Below are 19,179 nucleotides of genomic sequence, written 5' to 3'. Positions count from 1 at the left end.
GGCAGGGCCGAGGCGGAGCGGGACCCGCGCCGGCCAACGACGCCATGGCGGACGCACTGCGCCGGGCCGGACTGGCCTGACACGGCCCGGACCGGACTCGCCTGACACGGCCCGGGCCGTACTGGCCGGACACAGCCCGGGCCGCACTGGCCGGACACAGCCCGGGCCGCACTTTCCCGACACGGCCCGGGCCGCCCGGACGGAGCGACGGCGGCATGTAGGGCCAGGCCGGCCGGATTCCAGGGCGGCACGGGACGCACGCACGACGCTGTCGAGCTGATGTCGTAGACGATTCAACGACGGTTCAGGCAACCGCCTGATGTCGCAAACGACTCAGCTCGACAGCGTCACGCCGACCTCTCACCCGCAGACCCACCCACGACCACCAGCGCCCGTCGTCGCAAACGACTCAGCTCGACAGCGTCCCGCCGACCTCTCACCCGCGGACCCACCCACGACCGCCAGCGCCCGTCGTCGCAAACGACTCAGCTCGACAGCGTCGTGCCGACCTAATCGCCCGCGGACCTGCTCACGGCCATCAGCGCCCGGCGTGCGCGCCCTGTCGACCGGCCGGACCGGCGACAGGGCGCGGTGGTGCTTTCCGGTGACGGGCGGTGGGGCGTACCGTCGCGGTCGTGGATCGGGGCGACGGCCTGGAGTGGCGGGAACGGCAGCGGCGGGCGGTGCGGGCGCACGCGGCGGCCGACGAGCGCCGGCGGGCGGCCGAGCACGCCGAGGCGGCGGAGCTGGTCGGTTGGTTCGTCGCCGAGGCGACCCGGCGCGGCCTGCCCACGGAACGACTCACGGCCCGGGGCCTCGACGGGCGCGGCAGCTACCGGACGGGGCTGCGCGGCTGGTACGTCGACCGGGCCCGCACCAGGGCCGTCGACGTCGACGGGCGGTTCCACCTGCTGACCGTGGCCGGCGGCCCGCGCGCCCTGCTGTTCGGGGCCGAGCCCCAGCCGAGTCCGCCGCCGCTCGTGGTCGGCGCGGGTGGTCGCGACGGCGAGTCGATCCCCCTGCGCACGCTACTGGTCCGCCGGCTCGAAGGCGGCGACGCGACGCCCTGAGCGTAGGCAGGCGGGAGCGCCGGACATCGGCAGTCGGGTGCGGTGACTTCGGCAGGCGGGTGCCGTGGCATCGGCAGGCGGGTGCGCCGACCATCAGCCGGCGGGTGGGTAGCGGCCCGCCGAGGGCGCGGGGCTAGCCGGTCCCTTGCGCATTCGCGGGCGGCGGCACCGGCCGGCGTCGGCCCACGTGCCGCCCCACCAGGGCCGCGACGCGGGTCGAGGGGCACGTCTTCGGCGTCGGGCCGCGTCCTGACGGGCCGTTGCGCGGTTGACCTGTCGGGATCGGCGGCGAGTGTCGCGATTTCGCACCGCTGGCGCGTTCATCCCTGTTAGAACGTGTTTGTCAACTGGTGCCCGACTCTGCCCCTGGAGGTCGAAGCCTTGCCTGGTTCCGTGGACACGCCTGGAAGCCTCGCGGAGCGGCCCCGACCGGAGGCCCTGAAGCGGGCGATCGACGTGCTGGCGGCCGCGGTGCTGCTGGTGCTGACCGCGCCACTGGTCCTCGTCGTGGCGGTGCTGGTGGCGGCGGGACTCGGTCGGCCGGTGCTGTTCCGGCAGCCCCGCGTGGGGCGGCACGGCCGGGTGTTCGAGCTGGTCAAGTTCCGCACCATGCTCCCGCCGGATCCGCTGCGGGGACGGGTGCGCGACGGGGACCGGCTGACGCCGCTGGGGCGCTTCCTGCGCTCCACCAGCCTGGACGAGCTGCCGACGCTGTGGAACGTGCTGCGCGGCGACATGAGCCTGGTCGGCCCCCGTCCCCTGCTCACCGAGTACCTGCCGCGCTACTCCCCCACCCAGGCCCGCCGGCACGAGGTCAGGCCGGGCGTCACCGGGCTGGCCCAGGTGCGTGGCCGCAACAGCCTGGGCTGGGAGGAGAAGCTGGACCTGGACGTCTGGTACGTCGACCACCGCAGCCTGCGGCTGGACCTGTCGATCCTCGCCGCGACCGTCCGCACCGTGCTGCGCCGCGAGGGGATCTCCGCGGCGGGCTCGGCCACGGCTCCCGAGTTCCTCGGCACGCCCCCGCCCGCCCCGGCAGTACCCGGACCGGACGCCACCCTCACCGTCCCCGCCGGAGGTGGCCGATGAGCGGGACCATCCACCTGTCCCCGCCCGACGTCGGGCCGCTGGAGGAGTCGTACGTCGTCGCGGCCCTGCGGTCCGGCTGGGTCGCGCCCGTCGGCCCGGACCTCGACGCGTTCGAGCGCGAGGTCGCCACGCGGGTGGGCACGCACGGGGCCGTCGCCGTGAGTTCCGGCACGGCCGCGCTGCACCTGGCGCTGCTCGGAGTGGGAGTCGGGCCCGGCGACGCCGTCATCGTGCCGACGCTGACGTTCGTGGCGAGCGCGAACGCGGTCCGCTACGCCGGTGCCAGGCCGGTCTTCGTCGACTGCGACCCGCACTCCGGGAACCTCGACGTGGCCCTCGTGGACGAGCTGATCCGGGCACTCGTCCTCCGGGGACAGCGCGTCGGCGCGGTCGTCCCCGTCGACCTCTTCGGCAGCTGCGCCGACCACACCGCGCTGGCCCCGGTCTGCGCGGCGGCGGGCGTACCGGTGGTCGAGGACGCCGCGGAGGCCCTCGGCGCGACCCATCACGGCCGGCCCGCCGGCTCCTTCGGGCAGGTGGGCATCCTCTCCTTCAACGGCAACAAGATCATGACCACCTCGGGCGGCGGGATGCTCGTCTCCGACGACGCGGCCCTGCTGGCCCGGGCCCGGTTCCTGTCGACCCAGGCCCGCGAGCCGACGCCGCACTACGAGCACCGCGAGACGGGCTACAACTACCGGCTGAGCAACCTGCTCGCCGCGTTGGGCCGCGCCCAGCTCGTCCGGCTGGACGGGATGATCGCCCGGCGCCGGCACCTGCGCGACCAGTACGCCAAGCTCTTCGCCCCGGTCCCGGGTGTGCGGCTGCTCGGCGTGGAGGACCCCGGCTCCAACTGCTGGCTGACCACCATCGCGGTCGACCCGCGGCGGGCCGGCTGGCGGGCCGCCGACCTGGCCGCCCACCTGGCGGGGCGGGACATCGAGACCCGCCCGGTCTGGAAGCCGATGCACCTGCAACCGGCGTACGCCGACGCCGAGTGCCTCGTCACCGGAGTGGCCGAGCGGCTGTTCGCCGACGGGCTGGCCCTGCCCAGCGGCAGCGCGATGAACGAGCGGCAGGTCGGCCTCGTCCTCGCCGCCGTCGACGAGTTCCTGGCGGCCCGTACGGGAGGGTCGACGGCGTGACGGTCCCGCTGGTGGTCGTCGGCTGCGGCGGGCACGGCCGGGAGGTCCTCACGATCGCGCGGGCGATGGACGTCGCCGCCGGCCGGCCACGCTGGCGCCTCCTCGGGTTCGTCGACGACCGGCCCTCCGAGGAGAACCTGAAGCGGGTGCAACGGCTCGACGTGCCCTATCTCGGCGGCGTCGCCTGGCTGCGCGACGCGCCCCCGGACGCGCACCACGTCATCGGCATCGGCGACCCGCGCGTCCGGCGGGCGGTCGCCGCCCGGGTCGAGGCGTACGGCACGCCGGCGGCGAGCCTCGTGCATCCGGCGGCGACGATCGGGCCGGACACGGTGCACGGCCCGGGCCTCGTCGCCTTCGCCGGGGCCCGGGTCACCACCAACGTCACGCTCGGCCGGCACGTGCACCTCAACCAGAACGCCACGGTCGGGCACGACTGCACCCTCGCCGACTTCGTCTCGGTCAATCCGCTGGCCGCCGTCTCGGGCGACTGCCACCTGGCGGAGGGGGTGCTGGTCGGCACGACGGCGGCCGTGTTGCAGGGCCTGCGGGTGGGCCGGGACAGCACCGTCGGGGCGGGCGCCTGCGTCGTCCGGGACGTGCCGGACGGTGTCGTGGTCAAGGGCGTGCCCGCCCGTTGACCCGACGAGCCCTCGGCCCCGCGGACGAAAAATCGGTCATCCAACCCGAAAGACGCCAAAAATCATGTTCGGGCATGTATCAACCTAAAGAGCCCTAAAGCTCCTTCCGCCCTGTGGCGGAAGCCCTCGGAGACGGACAGGGAGCACAGATGCCGCCCGAAACAGAGGCCACCCGACTCGGTGAACAGAGTTCACACCGGGCCAGGGCGCGTCGCCGCACAATCGGATTCCTCGCCACCGACAGCACCGCCTGGGTCGGTGGGTTCACCGCAGCGGTCTGGTTCCGTTACGAACTCGACCTGGCCTCCGGCCAGCTCGCGCGCGCCGCCACCTGCGGCATCCTCGCCGCCGTCGTGCACGTCGCCGTCGCGGCGGTCCGCCGGATCTACTCCGGACGCCACCCGCTGGGCAGCCTCCAGGAGGTGCAGGGGGTCGCGGGCACGGCGGCCACCACGGCCGCGATCATGCTGATCGGGCTGCTGCCGGCCGGCGTACGACCGGTGCCGGCGAGCACGCCGCTGGTCGGCGGCGCCCTGGCCCTGTTGTTCATGCTGACCGCCCGGTTCACCTACCGGCACCGCCGTGACCTGGCCATGCGGCCCGACGCCCGGTCCTCCAACCCCGTGCTGCTGTTCGGGCTCGGCGACGCCGGGCAGGGGCTGCTGCGGGCCATGCTCGGCGATCCGCGTGGACGCTACCGGCCCGTGGGCGCCCTCGACGACGACCCCGACAAGCGGGACCTACGCATCGGCGGCGTACGCGTGCTCGGTGGCCGTCAGGACGTGGCGGCGGCCGTACGGCGCACCGGCGCGACGACGGTGATCTTCTCCGTCGCCAACGCCGACGCCGCGCTGATCCGGCAGATCCGCGAGGCCACCCTCCGGACCGGGGCGACGTTCAAGGTGCTGCCTCCGGTCCGGGACCTCGTCGACCACCGGATCACCGTCACCGACGTCCGCGACGTGCAGATCGACGACCTGCTGGGCCGCCGGCAGGTGGTCGCCGACATGGCGCTGAGCGGCAACGGGCTCAGCGGTCGGCGGGTCCTGGTCACCGGAGCCGGCGGCTCCATCGGCTCGGAGCTGTGCCGGCAGCTGATGAAGGCGGACCCGGGCGAGCTGATGATGCTCGACCGCGACGAGTCGGCCCTGCACGGCCTCCAGATGTCGCTGGCCGGCCGCGCCCTGCTGGACGGCCCCGAGCTGATCCTCGCCGATCTCCGCGACGACGAGGGCATCCGGCGGATCATCCGCGAGCGCCGGCCGGACGTCATCTTCCACGCCGCCGCGCTCAAGCACCTCACGCTGCTCCAGCGGCACCCCGGCGAGGCGGTGAAGACGAACGTCTGGGGCACCCTCTCCGTGCTCGACGCGTGCCGCGACGTGGCCCGCTTCGTCAACATCTCCACCGACAAGGCAGCCGACCCGATCAGCGTCCTCGGCTACTCGAAGCGGATCACCGAGCGGCTGACCGCGCACGCCGCCTCCCGGTTCCCCGGCACCTTCCTCAGCGTCCGCTTCGGCAACGTGCTGAGCAGCCGTGGCTCGGTGGTGACCGCGTTCCAGCGGCAGATCGAGCTGGGCCACCCGCTGACCGTCACCCACCCGGAGGTGACCCGCTACCTGATGACGGTGCAGGAGGCGGTGCACCTGGTGTTGCAGGCCGCCGAGATCGGCCGCGACGGGGAGGCGCTGGTGCTGGACATGGGCGAGCCCGTCCGCATCGCCGACCTGGCCCGGCAGATGGCCGAGCAGGCGGAGAGCGGCGTGCCGATCGTCTACACCGGGCTGCGCCCCGGCGAGAAGCTGCACGAGGACCTGTTCGGCACCGGCGAGACCGACACCCGGCCGCTGCACCCGCTGGTGTCACATGTAGCGGTGCCGGCCCTGGACCCGATCGAGGTCAGCGGGCTCGACCCGTACGACGATCCGGAGAAGGTGGCCGCGCAGCTCGCCGCGCTCTGCGACCACCCGGTCGTGCCGGTCCCCCGCGCCTCGGTGCAGGTGCCGTTGTCCCGCTGACGCGCGCCACACGATGAGGGCCGGCGACCGGAGCTTCCGGTCGCCGGCCCTCGCGGTACGGGTCAGCGGCGGATGCCCGCCCAGTCGTGGTGCCGGCGGACGGTGGAGAGGATGAAGTCGACCACCCGGCGGGAGGTGTCCGGGACCCGGTAGTCGACGGGGCACGGCACCCCCTGGGCGGCGACCTGGGCCACGGTGACCTCGACCGCCTCCACGACGCCCTGCGGGTCGAGCCCGGTCATGATGATCCCGCCGGCGTCCAGCGCCTCGGGGCGCTCGATCGACTCGCGCAGCGTCACCGCGGGGAAGCCGAGGATCGCGGCCTCCTCGCTGATCGTGCCGCTGTCGGAGAGCGCGCAGAACGCCCTGGTCTGCAGGTGCACATAGTCGAAGAGGCCGAACGGCTCGTGGAACGCGATCCCGTCGAGGGCGGCGGCGTCCGGCGCCAGGGCCTCCAACCGCTTGCGGGTACGCGGGTGCGTGGAGACCAGCACCGGGTGCCCCCACCGGTCGCGGACGGCCCGGAGACAGTCGAGCAGGCGCTGGAGGCGGTCCGGCTGGTCCACGTTCTCCTCGCGGTGCGCACTGACCACGAAGTACCGGCCGGGTGCGAGGTCGAGCTGGCGCAGGACGCCCGACGCGGCGACGTCGGCGCGGTAGTGCTCCAGCACCTCCCGCATGGGCGAGCCGGTGTGCAGGATCCGGCGTGGGTGCAGCCCTTCGGCCAGCAGGTTGCGCCGCGCGTGCTCGGTGTAGACGAGGTTGAAGTCGGCGACGTGGTCGACGAGCCGCCGGTTGGTCTCCTCGGGGACGTTGAGGTCGAAGCAGCGGTTGCCGGCCTCCATGTGGTAGACCGGCACCCGCATCCGCCGGGCCATCAGCGCGGCGATGCAGCTGTTGGTGTCGCCGAGCACGAGCAGCGCGTCCGGTCGGGTCTCGGCGATCGCCGTCTCCATGCCGACCAGCACGCCGCCCAGCACCCGGCCGAGCGACGAGGTGTCCACCCGCAGGAAGCGGTCCGGCTCGCGCAGCCGCAGCTCCTTGAAGAAGACGTCGGAGAGGGTGCTGTCCCAGTTCTGCCCGGTGTGCACCAGCAGGTGGTCCACGGTGTCGTCGAGCCGGGCGATCACCCGGGACAGTCGGATGATCTCCGGTCGGGTGCCGACCACCGTCATGATCCGGGTCATGCCCGTCCTCTCTCTGCTGCCAGCTTGGTCATGATGTCCTCGAACTGGTCCACGCCCACCCGCAGCGACATGCGCTCCTGGTAGACCCGTCGGGCCCGGCGGCCCAGTTCCGCCCGGGCGTCCGCGGACTCGGCCGCCGCGACGGAGAAGCGCGCGGCGAGCGCACGCCAGTCCCCCGGCGGGGAGACGAGGCCGACCCCGGCCGAGCGGACCAGGGCCGCGGCGTCGCCGCCCACCGACGCGATCACGGGGCTGCCGCAGGCCAGCGCGGCCTGCAACTTCGACGGGATGCTGCCGCGCAGCGCGGGCAGGTCGCGCAGGCAGATCAGCTGCCAGTCGGCGGCGGCGTACAGCGCGGCCATCCGTTCGGCGGGCCGCCGGCCGACGAACCGCACGTTGTCGGCGCCGAGCTCCGCGGCGAGCCGGCGCGCGGCCTCCTCGCCGGCACCGGAGCCCACCAGCACCAGGTCGATCCGGTCGCGCACGACGGCCGCCGCCCGGATCGCGGTCTCGATCCCCTGCAGGAGGCCGATGTTGCCGGCGAACATCACCGTGCAGCGCCCGCGGTGGCCGAGCGCCGCGCGGGCCTCGTCGGTGGCCGGCACCGGCCGGAACAGCGCGTCGTCGGTCCAGTTCCACACCACCCGCACCCGGTCCGGGTCCGCGCCCCGGGCCACGACCAGGTCGGCCATCGCCGGCGAGATCACCACCACGGCGCCGGCGAGGCGGTACGTCGCGCGCATCAGTGCGGCGACGCCGCGTTCCAGGGCCCGGCCCGCCCGGCCGGCGGGCGCCATCCCCGAGCCGAGCACCGACTCCGGCCACAGGTCCTGGACGTGCAGCACGATCGGCGTACGCCGGGCCAGGCGGACCAGCGCCGCCGCGGCCGCCGAGGTGGGTGGCGGGTGGTAGACGTAGGTGACGTCGACGCCGGCCAACCAGCGGACGCCGCCCAGCGCGCTGCTGGCCCCGAAGGACAGGTGGCTCAGCGCGCGCCGGGCGGCGGACGTGTCGTGGCTGGGATAGGCGGGCACCCGCCGCACGGCGACCGGCCCGTCGGCCTCGGTGTGTCGCCAGCGCTGCCGCCAGCCGGGGAAGATCCGGCCGTGCGGGTAGCTCGGGAAGGTGGTGAGCACCCGCACGTCGTGGTCGCGTTCGGCCAGTTGCCGCGCCAGGTTGCCGGGGATGAACACCCCTTCGGGCGGGTACCACTGGCTGACCAGGCCGATCCTCACGGGACGGCCACGGCGCGCTCCGGCCGGCCCGTCTCCACCGGCTCGGGCCAGGTGTCCGGCCGTTCCGGGTCGAACAGCTCGTTCGTCCAGAACATGGTGACCAGGTCGTCGCCGCCGATGTTGACCAGCTTGTGCGCCCACATCGTGGGCATGTCCACGAGCACCGGCTCGTCGCCGGAGACCGCGAACCGCACCACCCCGGTGTCGTCGACGCGGCGCAGGCTGATCTCCGCCGTGCCGCGCAGCACGACGAAGCGCTCCACCTTGGCCAGGTGGAAGTGCTCGCCCCGGGTGATGCCGGGGCGCGTGGTGGAGCAGAAGGTCTGGCCCCCTCCCCCGTGCGTCCGGACCGTCTCGACCAGCTCGCCCCGGGCGTCCGCCCGGCGCGGCAGCGCCAGCGGGTAGTGCGCCGGGAAGCAGTGCGAGCGGTAGGTGTTGAACAGCCGCACGTCGTGCCGGTCCACCAGGGACGGCAGTTCCCCCGTCCGATAGGTGGCGGCGACGTCGGCGAGCCGGTCGGCGAGGGCCCGTACGCCGGTCCGCAGCGCCGGCATGGCCGGGTCCCACGAGCCGCCGGCCGGGACGCCGACGAGCCGGGCCGCCGCGTCGGTGACGTGCACCAGGCTCAGCTCGCGGTCGCCGTGCACCTCCGGCTGCCCGCCCTCGGCGAGCAGCCGGCAGAACGTCGCGACCGCCGAGTTGTAGTACGGCCGGCCGTGCTCGCCGTACAGGTTGGGCAGCAGGACGTCGTCGAACGGCAGGCCCGTGTCGGCCAGGAGGCCGGCGGCGGCGGCCTTGGCGTCGCCGTAGGGGGTGCCGTTGCCGGCCTGCACCGAGTTGGCGAAGACCACCGCGCCGGGGGGCGTCGGGCAGTGCTTGAGGCCCTGCGCGAGCTGGGCGGCGAGCTGCACGTTGCCGGCGGCGACGTCGGCCGGCTCGCCCCGGTTGACCCCGGCCAGGTGCAGCACCCGGTCGACGCCGTCGAGCTTCGCCGCGACCCGCTCCGGGTCGGTCAGGTCAGCCCGCGTGACGACGACCGGCTCCGGTCGGCCGAGGACGCGCAGCAGCACCCGCACGTGCCAGCCGAGGAAGCCGCCGGCGCCGGTGACCGCCAGCCTCAGCACGCCAGCACCGGGTCCCGCAGGGCCAGCTCCGCGCGTACCTCCGGCAGCGTCCTCAGCAGCTCGACGATCTCCGGTACGCCCAGCCGCGGCGCGTTGGCGGAGTTGAAGTCCTCCCGCGGCCCCCGGCCCAGCTCGCCCTCGGAGACGTAGAGCGCGTAGTTGAGGTCGCGGGCGTCCAGCGGCACCCGGAGGAAGTCGCCGAAGTCGTCCGCCTGGGCGAGTTCCTCCCGGCTGGCCAGCGTCTCGTCCTGCTTCTCGCCGTGCCGTACGCCGATCACGTCGAGCTTCGCGGGCACGTCGAAGAGTTCGCAGACCGCCTCGGCCAGGTCGCCGACGGTGCAGGCGACGGCCTTGCGGATGAAGATGTCGCCGGGCCGGGCGTGCTGGAAGGCGTGCTCGACCAGCTCCACCGAGTCGTCCAGCGACATCAGGAAGCGGGTCATCCCCGGGTCCGTGACGGTGGGCGCCCGGCCCGCCTTGATCTGCTCGATGAACAGTGGGATCACCGAGCCGCGCGAGTACATGACGTTGCCGTACCGGACGCAGGAGACCGTCGTCGCGCTGTTCGGGTTGTTCCGGGCGTGCGCCTGGGCGACCTTCTCCATCATGGCCTTGCTCATCCCCATCGCGTTGACGGGGTGGACGGCCTTGTCGGTGCTCAGCACGACCACGGAGCCGACGCCGTTACGCTCCGCCGCCTCGACGACGTTGGCGCTGCCCAGGACGTTGGTCCGCACCGCCTCCAGCGGGAAGAACTCGCAGGAGGGCACCTGCTTGAGGGCCGCCGCGTGGAAGACGTAGTCGATCCCCCGGCTGGCCCGCAGCACCGAGTCGTAGTCGCGTACGTCCCCGACGTGGTAGCGGACCCGGTCGTCGCCGAGCTGCCGGCGCATGTCGTCCTGCTTGGCCTCGTCGCGGCTGAGCACCCGGACCTCGCCGACGCCACGGTCGAGGAGGCGGCGGACCATCGTCTTGCCGAAGGAACCCGTGCCGCCGGTGATGAGTACCCGCTGGCCGTTGGAATTTGTGGTCACTCCCGCTCCCATGTCGGTTCGCCGTGCCCCGCCCCGTACGCCCGGCGGGTTCGTTGTGAGGAACGACCACTCCCGTACCGGAGAAACGCCTTTCATCCGACAATCGCTACGAATGCCCGCTTCATTAAGGAATAGGTGGGAGACTCGGCGAGCAGCGGATATGCCGCCTGGCCACCGACACGAAGGACTACAGCGTGGGCGACGTACCTCCAGGCCTCCTGTCCGGACCCGCCCGCTCGCCCGGCACGCACCGGCGACGGGCCCATCGGCGTTACGCCACACTGGTCAGCGTCGCGATCGTCAGCGTCGTCGCCCTGATGGTGGGCTGGTCGGTGGACCAGACCCCGCTGGGCCCCGCCCTGTTGGCCGCCGTCGTCCTCAGTGGTCGCATCCCCCGGCCGGGGCTGGTCGACGTGCTCGCCCTGCTGCTCGGCGTGTGGGTGGTCGCCAGCCTCGGGTGGACGCTCGACACCTCGGCGACCCGCAGCACCGTCTACCTGTACGGCACCTGCCTGCTGCTGCTGGTCGCGGTGCGGCACATCGTGACCACCACCCGCGATCTGCTCGCGGTCGGCGTCGCGTTCATCGCCGGCTGTCTCATCCGGGCGGTCGAGCTGATCCGGGCACCCTCCACCGGCGGCGACCTCGACCGGACGGGAGCCTTCGACCTCAGCGTCCGGTACGGCATCGAGGGAGTCAACATCAACCTGACCGCCTACACGATGGTCGCCGGAATCCTGCTGGCGGTGTTGCTGGGCAGCGTCGGTGGGCTGCCCCGCGCGGTCCGCCTCGCGCTCTACGCGTGCGTGCCGCTGCTGGGCTACGCGGTGCTGCTCAGCGGCACGCGGGGCGCGCTGGCCGCGCTGCTGCTCGGCGCCGTCTACCTGGTGTGCAGCCGGGCGGCCCCCCGGGCGTGCTGGCTGGTCGCGGCGGTGGTCGTCCCGGCGGTCCTGCTCCTGGTACCGCTCGGCCTGGGCGAGGCGACGATGCTGCGCCTCGACGGCCTCGTCGCCGACCGGGCGACCGGTGACCTCGCCGGCCGGATGCTGGTCTGGCCCGAGGCCGTCGCCATCTGGGGGCAGTCCCCGCTCGCCGGGATCGGGGCGGGCGCGTTCATGGCGGTCAGCTCCTGGGGAATCGGCGCCCACAGTCTGGTCCTCACCCTCGGCGCCGACCTCGGGCTCGTGGGCGTGCTGTGCTACGCGGCCGTCCTGGCCGCCGCCATTTGGCCCGTCGGGCGCGCCTCCCGGCTCGGCGCGCGGCTGGCCGGGCTGTTCCTGGTGATGTTCCTGCCGATCTGGCTCACCGGGCACTGGGAGGCCGCCCTGGCCGCCTGGCTACCGCTGGCGTTGTTCTCGCTCGTGCCCGCCCTCACGGCCGACCCGTCGAGCCGCCCGCACGGCACCGGCGGCCGGCACCACCGCAGAGACCACCGGTCAGGACCCGACGGGGTGCTTCCCCGGAGCGGCGGCCGGCGGCCGGCGGTCGTGCCGGGGGGAACCGGCGACCCGACGCCACAGGTCGGTGTGCTGGCGCAGCACGCTCTGTAGCCCGTAGAGCCGGTGCACCCGGGCCCGGGCCCGGTCGGCCAGCTCAGCACGGCGCGCCGGGTCGGTCATCAGATCCCGCAGCGCCGCGGCGAGGCCGGCGGGGTCCGAGGGCGCGACGACCACCCCGCTGTCGTCGCCGAGGATCTCGGCGGTCGCCCCCACGTCGGTGGCGACGACCGGGCAGCCGAGCGCCATCGCCTCGACCACCACGTTGGGGAACCCCTCGGTGTGGCTGGGCAGGACGAACAGGTCGCAGCGGGCCATCATGGCGAGGACGTCCGGGTGCGGCAGCTCGCCCAGGAAGGACACCGACGCCGGCGGCTGGTGCCGCTCGGTCACCGATCGCAGGTAGGCCGGATCGGCGGGGCCGACGAAGAGCAGCCGCCAACCCGGCTGCGCGGCCGTCCGCCACGCGGCCAGCAGGTCCTCGACCCCCTTGGCGTGCAGGAACCAGCCGACGAACAGCACCGTGCGTTCCGCCGGCGCGGGGTTCCGGTGTGGCGCCGGAAGCCGGTCGAGGTCCACTCCGTTCGGCATCCGCCGCACCCACACCGTGGGGAGCTGGTTGCGGACGGTGGACTCGGACGCCTCGTCGAGGACCAGAACGACCGTCGCCAGCCGCATCGCCGAGGCCATCGACCGCCACTCCCGACTGCCGCGCCCCGCGATCTCGGGGATCCGCCCGAAGTGCAGGTGGTAGACGGCCGGTCGCCGGTACACCCGGGTGATGAGCAGTAACGCCAGGTCCCGGAGGACGCCGGGGCCACCGGACGAATGCAGGTGCACGACGTCGGTCCGGCCCGCGGCCAGGACGCGGCGCAGTGCCACGGCGCCGGCCGTGAGCTGGCGTACCCCCGCCGTCAGGCGTCGCCCCGGCACGAGGTCGTGCACGCCGCGCCACCGCTGGGCGATGTCGACCACCTCGATGTGGACCTCCGGATCGTCGCGGAACCGGTCGACCAGCATCGCCACCCCGCGGGCGATGCCTCCCATCGGTGGCGGCAGGGGCCCCACCACGCACACCCGCATCCGCTCCGGCATCTCAGTGCCCCCGGTGTCCGGCACCCGTTACCTCCTGTACAGAATCGAGCAGCCGCGCCAGCGGCTGTGCGTACGCCCGGACGTCGAAGGAGTCCAGCGCCTGCTCCCGGGCGGCCTTGCGCATGAGCAGCCGTTCCTCGGCGGTCAGCCGCACCGCCCGGTGCAGCGTCGCCGCCAGCGCGGCCACGGAGTGGTCGGTGCAGACCAGGGCATTGACGCCGTCCTCCAGGTAGCGGCCCAGGTCGCTGGTCAGGTTGCAGATCACCGGGGTGCCGTTCGCCATCGACTCGCAGACCTTCGTCGGGAAGCCGGCGTTGGCGTAACGCGCCGGCGGCCGGAGCAGAACGCTGAAGTCGGCCTCGCGCAACAGCTGCGGCACCGTCCACTGCGGCACCCGGCCGACCACCTCCACCATCTCCGGCGGGTCGCCGCCGAGCAGATCGCGCAGCTGTTGGCGGGACGGCCCCACCACCCGCAGCCGCAGCCGCGCACCGGAGCGCGCCACCGCCTCGACCGCCTCGACGACGGTGCCGAGCAGGTCCTTGCGGCCGGGGGTGCCGGCGTAGACCAGGGTGAGCCCGTCCCACCCGGTGGCCGGGGTCTCCGGTGTGCCCGCCAGCTGCCGCACGTCGAGGGTCGGCGGCACCCGCACGACCTGGCAGCCCCGCTGCCGAAAGTGCTCCTCGAGCAGGGTGCTGATGGCGATGACGCCGGAGCAGCGCGGGTAGTGGTGGCGCAGGGCGAGCTTCGCAGACAGGTGCAGGGGGCCCAGCGCTCCGCCGACCAGTTGCCGAGGGCTGTACCACTCGACCACGTCGACCACCAGCGGAATCCCGTGGCGCCGGCACCACCGGCGCAGGTGGACCATGTACGGCGTCCCGCCGCCGTAGACCACGACATGTGACGGTCGGGTCGGTTGCGCCGCCAGCCAGGCGACGGTCCGCGCTCCCCAGCGGAGGAGCACCTGGGTCGCCCTGGCCGCCGGGCTCGCCCCGGCGGGCGGCAGCTCGCCCACTCCGACGTGGGTTATCGTGCCTGGCCCCGTCACGACGTCGACCGGTCGAGGCTCGGCCGGGGTGTGCTCCCCGCCGACCACCACCACGTGCCGGCCGGCCAGGGCCAGCGACCGGGCGATCCCGTCGACCCGCCGGGAGCATGCCTCGCCCCACGGGTAGCGGAACGGCCCCACGTACGCCACCCAACCGGATGGATCCGTCATGGCACTGTCCTCTCCGGCACCGGGCCGGGTACGGCCACGGCGGAGACCTCCGCCGGGCGGGCGACGAAGGCCCGGGTCACCGGGCCCCTGCTGTGGTGGCGCGGCGACCAGGCGTGCCCGGTCCGGCGGTCCGCTCATGCCGCGACCCGCTGGGCCTGGACCGCCGGGCCGGCTCGGGCCAGCACCTGGCGGTAACCCAGCAGCGCCGCCGGGAACACCGTCACCAGTGCGACTGCCGCACCCAGCCACGGCACCGCGGCCATCCCCAGCGCCCCGGCGCCCCACCACTTCAGCGGCACCGCCAGGACCAGGTACGCCGCCCAGGCGACGAGCTGCGGACGGACCACCCCGGCGGCGTTCTGCACCATGAACCAGGGCGAGGCCACCGCGAGCACCATCCACCAGGCACCGAGGCCGGCGAGCAGCCACCGGTCCGGTGCCTGCGTCATCCCCATCAGCGCGGCCAACGGTTGCCCACCGACGAGCGCCACCACGATGCTCGGCAGCCCGACGGCTGTCGCGGCCACGAGGGTCATCCGCCTGGTGCGGCGACGGATCCAGGCCACCCGCCCGTGGGCCAGCGCCTCACCGTGCGCCGGCCACGCCGCCGCGCTCACCATCGACATGAGCAGCCCGAGCTGCGCGATCAGGCGGGCGGCCACGGCGAACACGGCCACGTCGGCCAGGCCACGGGTCTGTGCCACGATCAGCGGGTCGGCGTTGGTCGCGACCGTCAGCGCTGCCGTGAGCAGCAGGAACATCCCGCCCAGCCGGAGCAACTCCCGGGCGGCGGCCCTCTCCACGCACCGCAACGACGGGGCCAGCTCCGGCATCCGCCGGATGTAGAACCACAGGCTGTTCACCGCGTTGCCCAGCAGCGGACCGATCACCACGGCGGCCACCAAGGTCACCGGCGCGGCGTCGAGGGCCACGGCGGCCAGGGTCAGCGGGAGGCAGAGCAGGGATCCGGCCAACTGCCACGTGTTGGCGCGGGCGACCTGCTGGACGCCGTACTGCACCCGGATGACCAGCGACATCGGCACGTTGAGGATGAAGACGGTCAGGCAGACCAGCGTCATGGACCGGGCGGTCGGCACCAGCTCGGCGCTGGGCAGGTTGAACACGGAGGTCCACGGGACGGCGAGCGCCCCGATCCAGAGGGCGGCGCAGGCCGCGACCGCCGCGCCGGCCAGGGTCAGGTAGGCGGTGGAGACGTAGCGTCTGGCCTGGGCGGTCTCGCCCCGGGCCTGGGTGTCCGCCAACTTGGTCATCAGCCCGTTGCCCAGGCCGAGGTCGGCGAAGGCCGCCATCGCAGTCAGTGCCGTCACCGCCTGCCACAGGCTGAACAGCTCCGTGCCGAGGTACCGATGGGTGAGCGGGAGCAGCAGCAGCGGCACGACGGCACCGACCGCCCGACTGCCCACCGTCGTCGCGATGCCGGCGACCAGCCTCCGGTCACGGCCCCTGTCGTCCGCAGCCGGGTCGGCCGGCGCGGATCGGGCGTCGGCCGGCTGCGTGACGGCGGGGTGCATCGCGGTCGGCCGCCCTAGACCGGACTCAGCGCGCGGGCAGCCGAGTGCCACTCGACCGTCGCCGCCAGACCGGCGCGCAGCGAGTGCGGCCGGGCGGCGGGGAACAGCTCCTGCAGCCGGGTGCAGTCGGCCTGCGAGTCGCGGACGTCGCCGGGCCGCGGTGGGCCGTGCTCCACCTCGAGCCGCCGGCCGAGCACGACCTCCAGCTCGGCGACCAGATCCCGCAGCGACGTACGGGTGCCGAACGCCAGGTTGACCACGTCGGGCGCGCCGACGCGGCGCACCACGGCGTCGGTGATGATGTCGGTGACGTCGGCGACGTAGGTGAAGTCGCGGGTCTGCTGGCCGTCGCCGTGCAGCGTCAGGGGCCGGCCGTCGAGCGCGTCGGCGATGAACCTCGGCACCACGGCGGCGTAGGGGTGCTCGGGATCCTGCCGCGGCCCGTACACGTTGAAGAAGCGGAACGGGAGCACGGCGAGGTGGAAGCAGGCAGCGTAGGCGAGGGTGTAGGTCTCGGTGGCGAGCTTGGAGACCGCGTAGGGGCTCACCGGCATCGGCCGCAGCGCCTCGTGCCGGGGCATCCCCGGAGCCGCCCCGTAGACCGAGGAGGACGAGGCGACCACCACGTGCGGCACGTCGTGGCGGCGCACCGCCTCCAGCACGCTCACCGTTCCCGTGGCGTTGGCGTGGTGGCTGCGCGCCGGATCGTCGATCGACCCGGGCACCGAACCGAGGGCACCGAGGTGCACGACGCTCGCGGCGCCCGGTAGCGCGTCGTCCAGCACGTCCGGGTCGCAGACCGAGCCGACGAGGACCCGGGCGGGCGCGTCCAGCAGATTGTCCAGCGAACCGGTCGACAGGTCGTCGACCACCACGATCTCGCTGATCCGCGGCTGCTCGGCGAGCGCCCGGACCAGGTTCGAACCGATGAAACCGGCCCCGCCGCTGACCACGATCTTCAACTGTTTCCCCCGATGTCGCGTGTTGCCGCCTACCGGCGCCAACTAGGCGAAATGACCTTTTTGCACCCTTCTTGACAGTCAACGACAAGCAACACCCAAGGTCACGGTTGCGGATCAGGACGGGGTGCCGTCGCACCGGCGGCTCCCGCCAACCCGTTCGGGCGGGTACCGGCCACCGCCGCCCGCGCCCCGGCCGGTGGCCGGTCCGCCGTCAGGCAAGCTGCTCCGCGTGCGCCTCGTACCACTGCACGGTCGCCCGCAGGGCCTGGGCGCGCGGCACCGGCGTCACGTCGGGGAAGAGCGCGCGCAGCACCCCGTCGTCCGCGTCGGAGTGGCGCACGTCGCCCGCCCGCGACGGGCCGTGCTCCACCTCGAGCCGGCGACCGAGCACCTCCTCCAGCTCCGCGATCAGCTCCAGCAGCGAGAGCCGCGCGCCGAAGGCGAGGTTCACCACGTCGGGGGAGCAGACGCGACGCAGGACCGCGTCGACGATCACGTCCGTGACGCTGCCGACGTAGGTGAAGTCGCGGGACTGGGTGCCGTCGCCGTGCACCTGGAGCGGCCGGCCCTCCAGCGCCGCCGAGACGAACCGCGGCACCACGGCGGCGTACGCGTGGTTGGCCGCCTGACGCGGCCCGTAGACGTTGAAGAAGCGGAACGGCAGCACGCCGATGCCGTAACAGGCGGCGTACGCGAGCGCGTAGGCCTCCGTGGCCAGCTTCGAGACCGCGTACGGGCTGACCGGCATCGGCCGCAGCGTCTCCTGGCGGGGCAGAACGGGGTTGGCGCCGTAGACGGAGGACGACGAGGCGACCACGACGTGGGGGACCCCGTGGCGCCGGACGGCCTCCAGCACGCTCAGGGTGCCGGTGGCGTTGGCGTGGTGGCTGCGCAGCGGGTCGTCGATGGAGCGGGGCACCGAGCCGAGGGCGCCGAGATGCACCACGCCGGCCGCCCCGCTGACCGCCTCGTCGAGCAGATCGGGGTCGAGGATCGTCCCCGTGAACAGCCGCACCGGCAGGTCGATCAGGTTCTCCAGCAACCCGGTGGAGAGGTCGTCGACGGCCACCACCTCGGTGACCTGCGGCGTGTCGGCGAGGGCGCGTACCAGGTTGGAGCCGATGAAACCGGCGCCACCGGTAACGACGATCTTCAAAGATCCTCCTCGTGGTTCCCGCCCGGCGCGCCACCTGCACGCGGGCCCGGGACATCGAGCCCCTGCGGACCCGCTCCCGTCTCCACCAACGACCCGTGCACCGGCGCGTCACGCGGAAAGCTCCGGACGTGACGAAGTGACACGTCGCGCGGTCGCCCGCCCGCCTCGCGGTACGCCCGTCCCGGGACCCCGGGATGTGATGAGCTGTAGGCATGGACCGGAGCCGGCTCGGGCTGGTGCTGCATCCCACCCGGGACGTCTCCGCGGTGGTCGACACCATCGTGACCTGGGCCGCCCGGCACCACATCTCCCTGGCCGTACGCGCCGAGGACCGGCACCGCGTACCGGCCACGGTCGAACCACTGCCGGTGGGCGAGGTGGCCCACCGGTCGGACGCGCTGATCGCCATCGGCGGCGACGGGACGATGCTCGGCGCGCTCCGATCGGCCGTCCACGATCCGAAGCCGGTGCTCGGCGTACACGTCGGCAAGCTCGGCTTCCTCGTCGAGGTGGAGCCGCCGGAGCTACCGAGGGCCCTGGACCGGCTGGTGGCGCACGACTTCACGGTGGAGAACCACAGCTGCCTGGCCTGCGACGTCTGCGGCGACGACCTCGTCGCGTTCAACGACATCGCGCTGATCCGCCAGCCCGGTGCCGGCTTCGTCAGCGCCTCCCTCGCCGTCGACGGGCAGCAGTACGGGTACTACCGCTGCGACGCGCTGGTGGTCAGCACCCCGACCGGCTCGACCGCCTACAGCTACGCCGCCGGCGGCCCGCTCGTCTCGCCGGCCACCGAGGCGGTGGTGGTGACCCCGTCCGCCCCGATGGCCGGCATCTCCCGTGCGCTGGTGCTCTCCCCCCACGAGACGGTCCGCCTGCAACTGCGCGAGGGCTCCGGCCCGGTCGCGGTGGAGGTGGACGGCCTGGTCATCCGGGACGCCGCGACGGAGGGCGTCGTGCAGATCCGCTACCGGCACGACGCCGGCCTGGTCGTCCGCCTGGACCCGCGCCGCTACCAGGAACGCAACCAGCTCAAGCTGAGCCTGCTGGACCTGCCGCTGCTTCCCGACCAGCTCCGCGAACTGCTGCCGGAGGGCCTGCGGGAGAAGTTCAACCGCCGCGAGCTGCCCCCGCCCCGCTGACCAGGCCACACGCCCCGCTGCCGGGGCGGGG

16 protein-coding genes are annotated in these 19,179 nt (G+C 73.7%); 7 read left to right on the top strand and 9 right to left on the bottom strand.

Features of this window, described 5'->3' with window-relative positions; all coding sequences use genetic code 11:
• Positions 1-635: 635 nt before the first annotated feature.
• The 5 genes from F6X68_RS18470 (at position 636) to F6X68_RS18450 (ending at position 5,966) form a co-directional block, all read left to right on the top strand.
• Positions 636-1,070: a hypothetical protein gene (locus F6X68_RS18470; RefSeq protein ID WP_151455460.1), complete on the top strand. Its 435-nt coding sequence runs from the start codon at positions 636-638 to the stop codon at positions 1,068-1,070.
• A gap of 393 nt (positions 1,071-1,463) precedes the next feature.
• The gene (locus tag F6X68_RS18465; RefSeq protein WP_305069293.1) at positions 1,464-2,159 is read left to right on the top strand and encodes a sugar transferase; all 696 of its coding nucleotides are present in this window, start codon (positions 1,464-1,466) and stop codon (positions 2,157-2,159) included.
• Positions 2,156-3,304 (top strand): DegT/DnrJ/EryC1/StrS aminotransferase family protein, encoded by a 1,149-nt coding sequence (locus F6X68_RS18460; RefSeq protein ID WP_151455459.1) that lies wholly within the window; start codon positions 2,156-2,158, stop codon positions 3,302-3,304. The genes F6X68_RS18465 and F6X68_RS18460 overlap by 4 nt, the downstream gene beginning before the upstream one ends.
• Positions 3,301-3,945: an acetyltransferase gene (locus F6X68_RS18455; protein ID WP_132235840.1), complete on the top strand. Its 645-nt coding sequence runs from the start codon at positions 3,301-3,303 to the stop codon at positions 3,943-3,945. The genes F6X68_RS18460 and F6X68_RS18455 overlap by 4 nt, the downstream gene beginning before the upstream one ends.
• 149 nt (positions 3,946-4,094) lie before the next feature.
• On the top strand, positions 4,095-5,966 hold the full coding sequence (locus tag F6X68_RS18450; protein WP_151455458.1) for a nucleoside-diphosphate sugar epimerase/dehydratase: 1,872 nt from the start codon (positions 4,095-4,097) through the stop codon (positions 5,964-5,966).
• 62 nt (positions 5,967-6,028) lie between these two features.
• Here F6X68_RS18450 and wecB read toward each other — a convergent pair whose 3' ends face one another.
• The 4 genes from wecB to F6X68_RS18430 are packed head-to-tail and all read right to left on the bottom strand — an operon-like array spanning position 6,029 to position 10,546.
• Complete coding sequence (gene wecB, locus F6X68_RS18445) at positions 6,029-7,153, bottom strand: non-hydrolyzing UDP-N-acetylglucosamine 2-epimerase (protein ID WP_151455457.1); 1,125 nt, start codon at positions 7,151-7,153, stop codon at positions 6,029-6,031.
• A complete protein-coding gene (locus F6X68_RS18440) occupies positions 7,150-8,388 on the bottom strand; it encodes a glycosyltransferase family 4 protein (protein ID WP_151455456.1) in 1,239 nt (412 codons plus the stop codon). The genes wecB and F6X68_RS18440 overlap by 4 nt, the downstream gene beginning before the upstream one ends.
• Positions 8,385-9,512 (bottom strand): NAD-dependent epimerase/dehydratase family protein, encoded by a 1,128-nt coding sequence (locus tag F6X68_RS18435; protein ID WP_151455455.1) that lies wholly within the window; start codon positions 9,510-9,512, stop codon positions 8,385-8,387. The genes F6X68_RS18440 and F6X68_RS18435 overlap by 4 nt, the downstream gene beginning before the upstream one ends.
• Positions 9,506-10,546: an SDR family NAD(P)-dependent oxidoreductase gene (locus F6X68_RS18430; RefSeq protein WP_305069292.1), complete on the bottom strand. Its 1,041-nt coding sequence runs from the start codon at positions 10,544-10,546 to the stop codon at positions 9,506-9,508. Before F6X68_RS18430 ends, F6X68_RS18435 begins: the two co-directional genes overlap by 7 nt.
• A gap of 194 nt (positions 10,547-10,740) precedes the next feature.
• Between F6X68_RS18430 and F6X68_RS18425 the strand changes: the two genes are divergently transcribed.
• Entirely contained in the window at positions 10,741-12,096 is a 1,356-nt protein-coding gene (locus F6X68_RS18425; protein WP_151455453.1) for an O-antigen ligase, read from the top strand.
• Here the strand turns inward: F6X68_RS18425 and F6X68_RS18420 are convergent.
• From F6X68_RS18420 to F6X68_RS18400, 5 genes are all read right to left on the bottom strand, one after another.
• Positions 11,983-13,161, bottom strand: coding sequence for a glycosyltransferase family 4 protein (locus F6X68_RS18420; protein WP_151455452.1), 1,179 nt, complete (start codon positions 13,159-13,161; stop codon positions 11,983-11,985). The two genes, F6X68_RS18425 and F6X68_RS18420, sit on opposite strands and share 114 nt — an antisense overlap.
• On the bottom strand, positions 13,139-14,356 hold the full coding sequence (locus tag F6X68_RS18415) for a glycosyltransferase (protein ID WP_151455451.1): 1,218 nt from the start codon (positions 14,354-14,356) through the stop codon (positions 13,139-13,141). The genes F6X68_RS18420 and F6X68_RS18415 overlap by 23 nt, the downstream gene beginning before the upstream one ends.
• Before the next feature lie 134 nt (positions 14,357-14,490).
• Positions 14,491-15,888, bottom strand: a complete 1,398-nt coding sequence (locus F6X68_RS18410; protein WP_151455450.1) for a lipopolysaccharide biosynthesis protein — start codon at positions 15,886-15,888, stop codon at positions 14,491-14,493.
• A 14-nt stretch (positions 15,889-15,902) separates the two neighbouring features.
• Entirely contained in the window at positions 15,903-16,841 is a 939-nt protein-coding gene (locus F6X68_RS18405; RefSeq protein WP_225852284.1) for an NAD-dependent epimerase/dehydratase family protein, read from the bottom strand.
• A 220-nt stretch (positions 16,842-17,061) separates the two neighbouring features.
• Positions 17,062-18,006: an NAD-dependent epimerase/dehydratase family protein gene (locus F6X68_RS18400; protein ID WP_151455448.1), complete on the bottom strand. Its 945-nt coding sequence runs from the start codon at positions 18,004-18,006 to the stop codon at positions 17,062-17,064.
• A gap of 212 nt (positions 18,007-18,218) precedes the next feature.
• Here F6X68_RS18400 and F6X68_RS18395 point away from each other — a divergent pair, with 212 nt between their 5' ends.
• Positions 18,219-19,148 (top strand): NAD(+)/NADH kinase, encoded by a 930-nt coding sequence (locus tag F6X68_RS18395; RefSeq protein WP_151455447.1) that lies wholly within the window; start codon positions 18,219-18,221, stop codon positions 19,146-19,148.
• Positions 19,149-19,179: the final 31 nt, after the last annotated feature.

The sequence above is a fragment of the Micromonospora sp. AMSO12t genome (genome assembly GCF_008806585.1).
GTDB classification, from domain to species: domain Bacteria; phylum Actinomycetota; class Actinomycetes; order Mycobacteriales; family Micromonosporaceae; genus Micromonospora; species Micromonospora reichwaldensis.
This window is presented reverse-complemented; position numbering and strand designations above follow the sequence as displayed.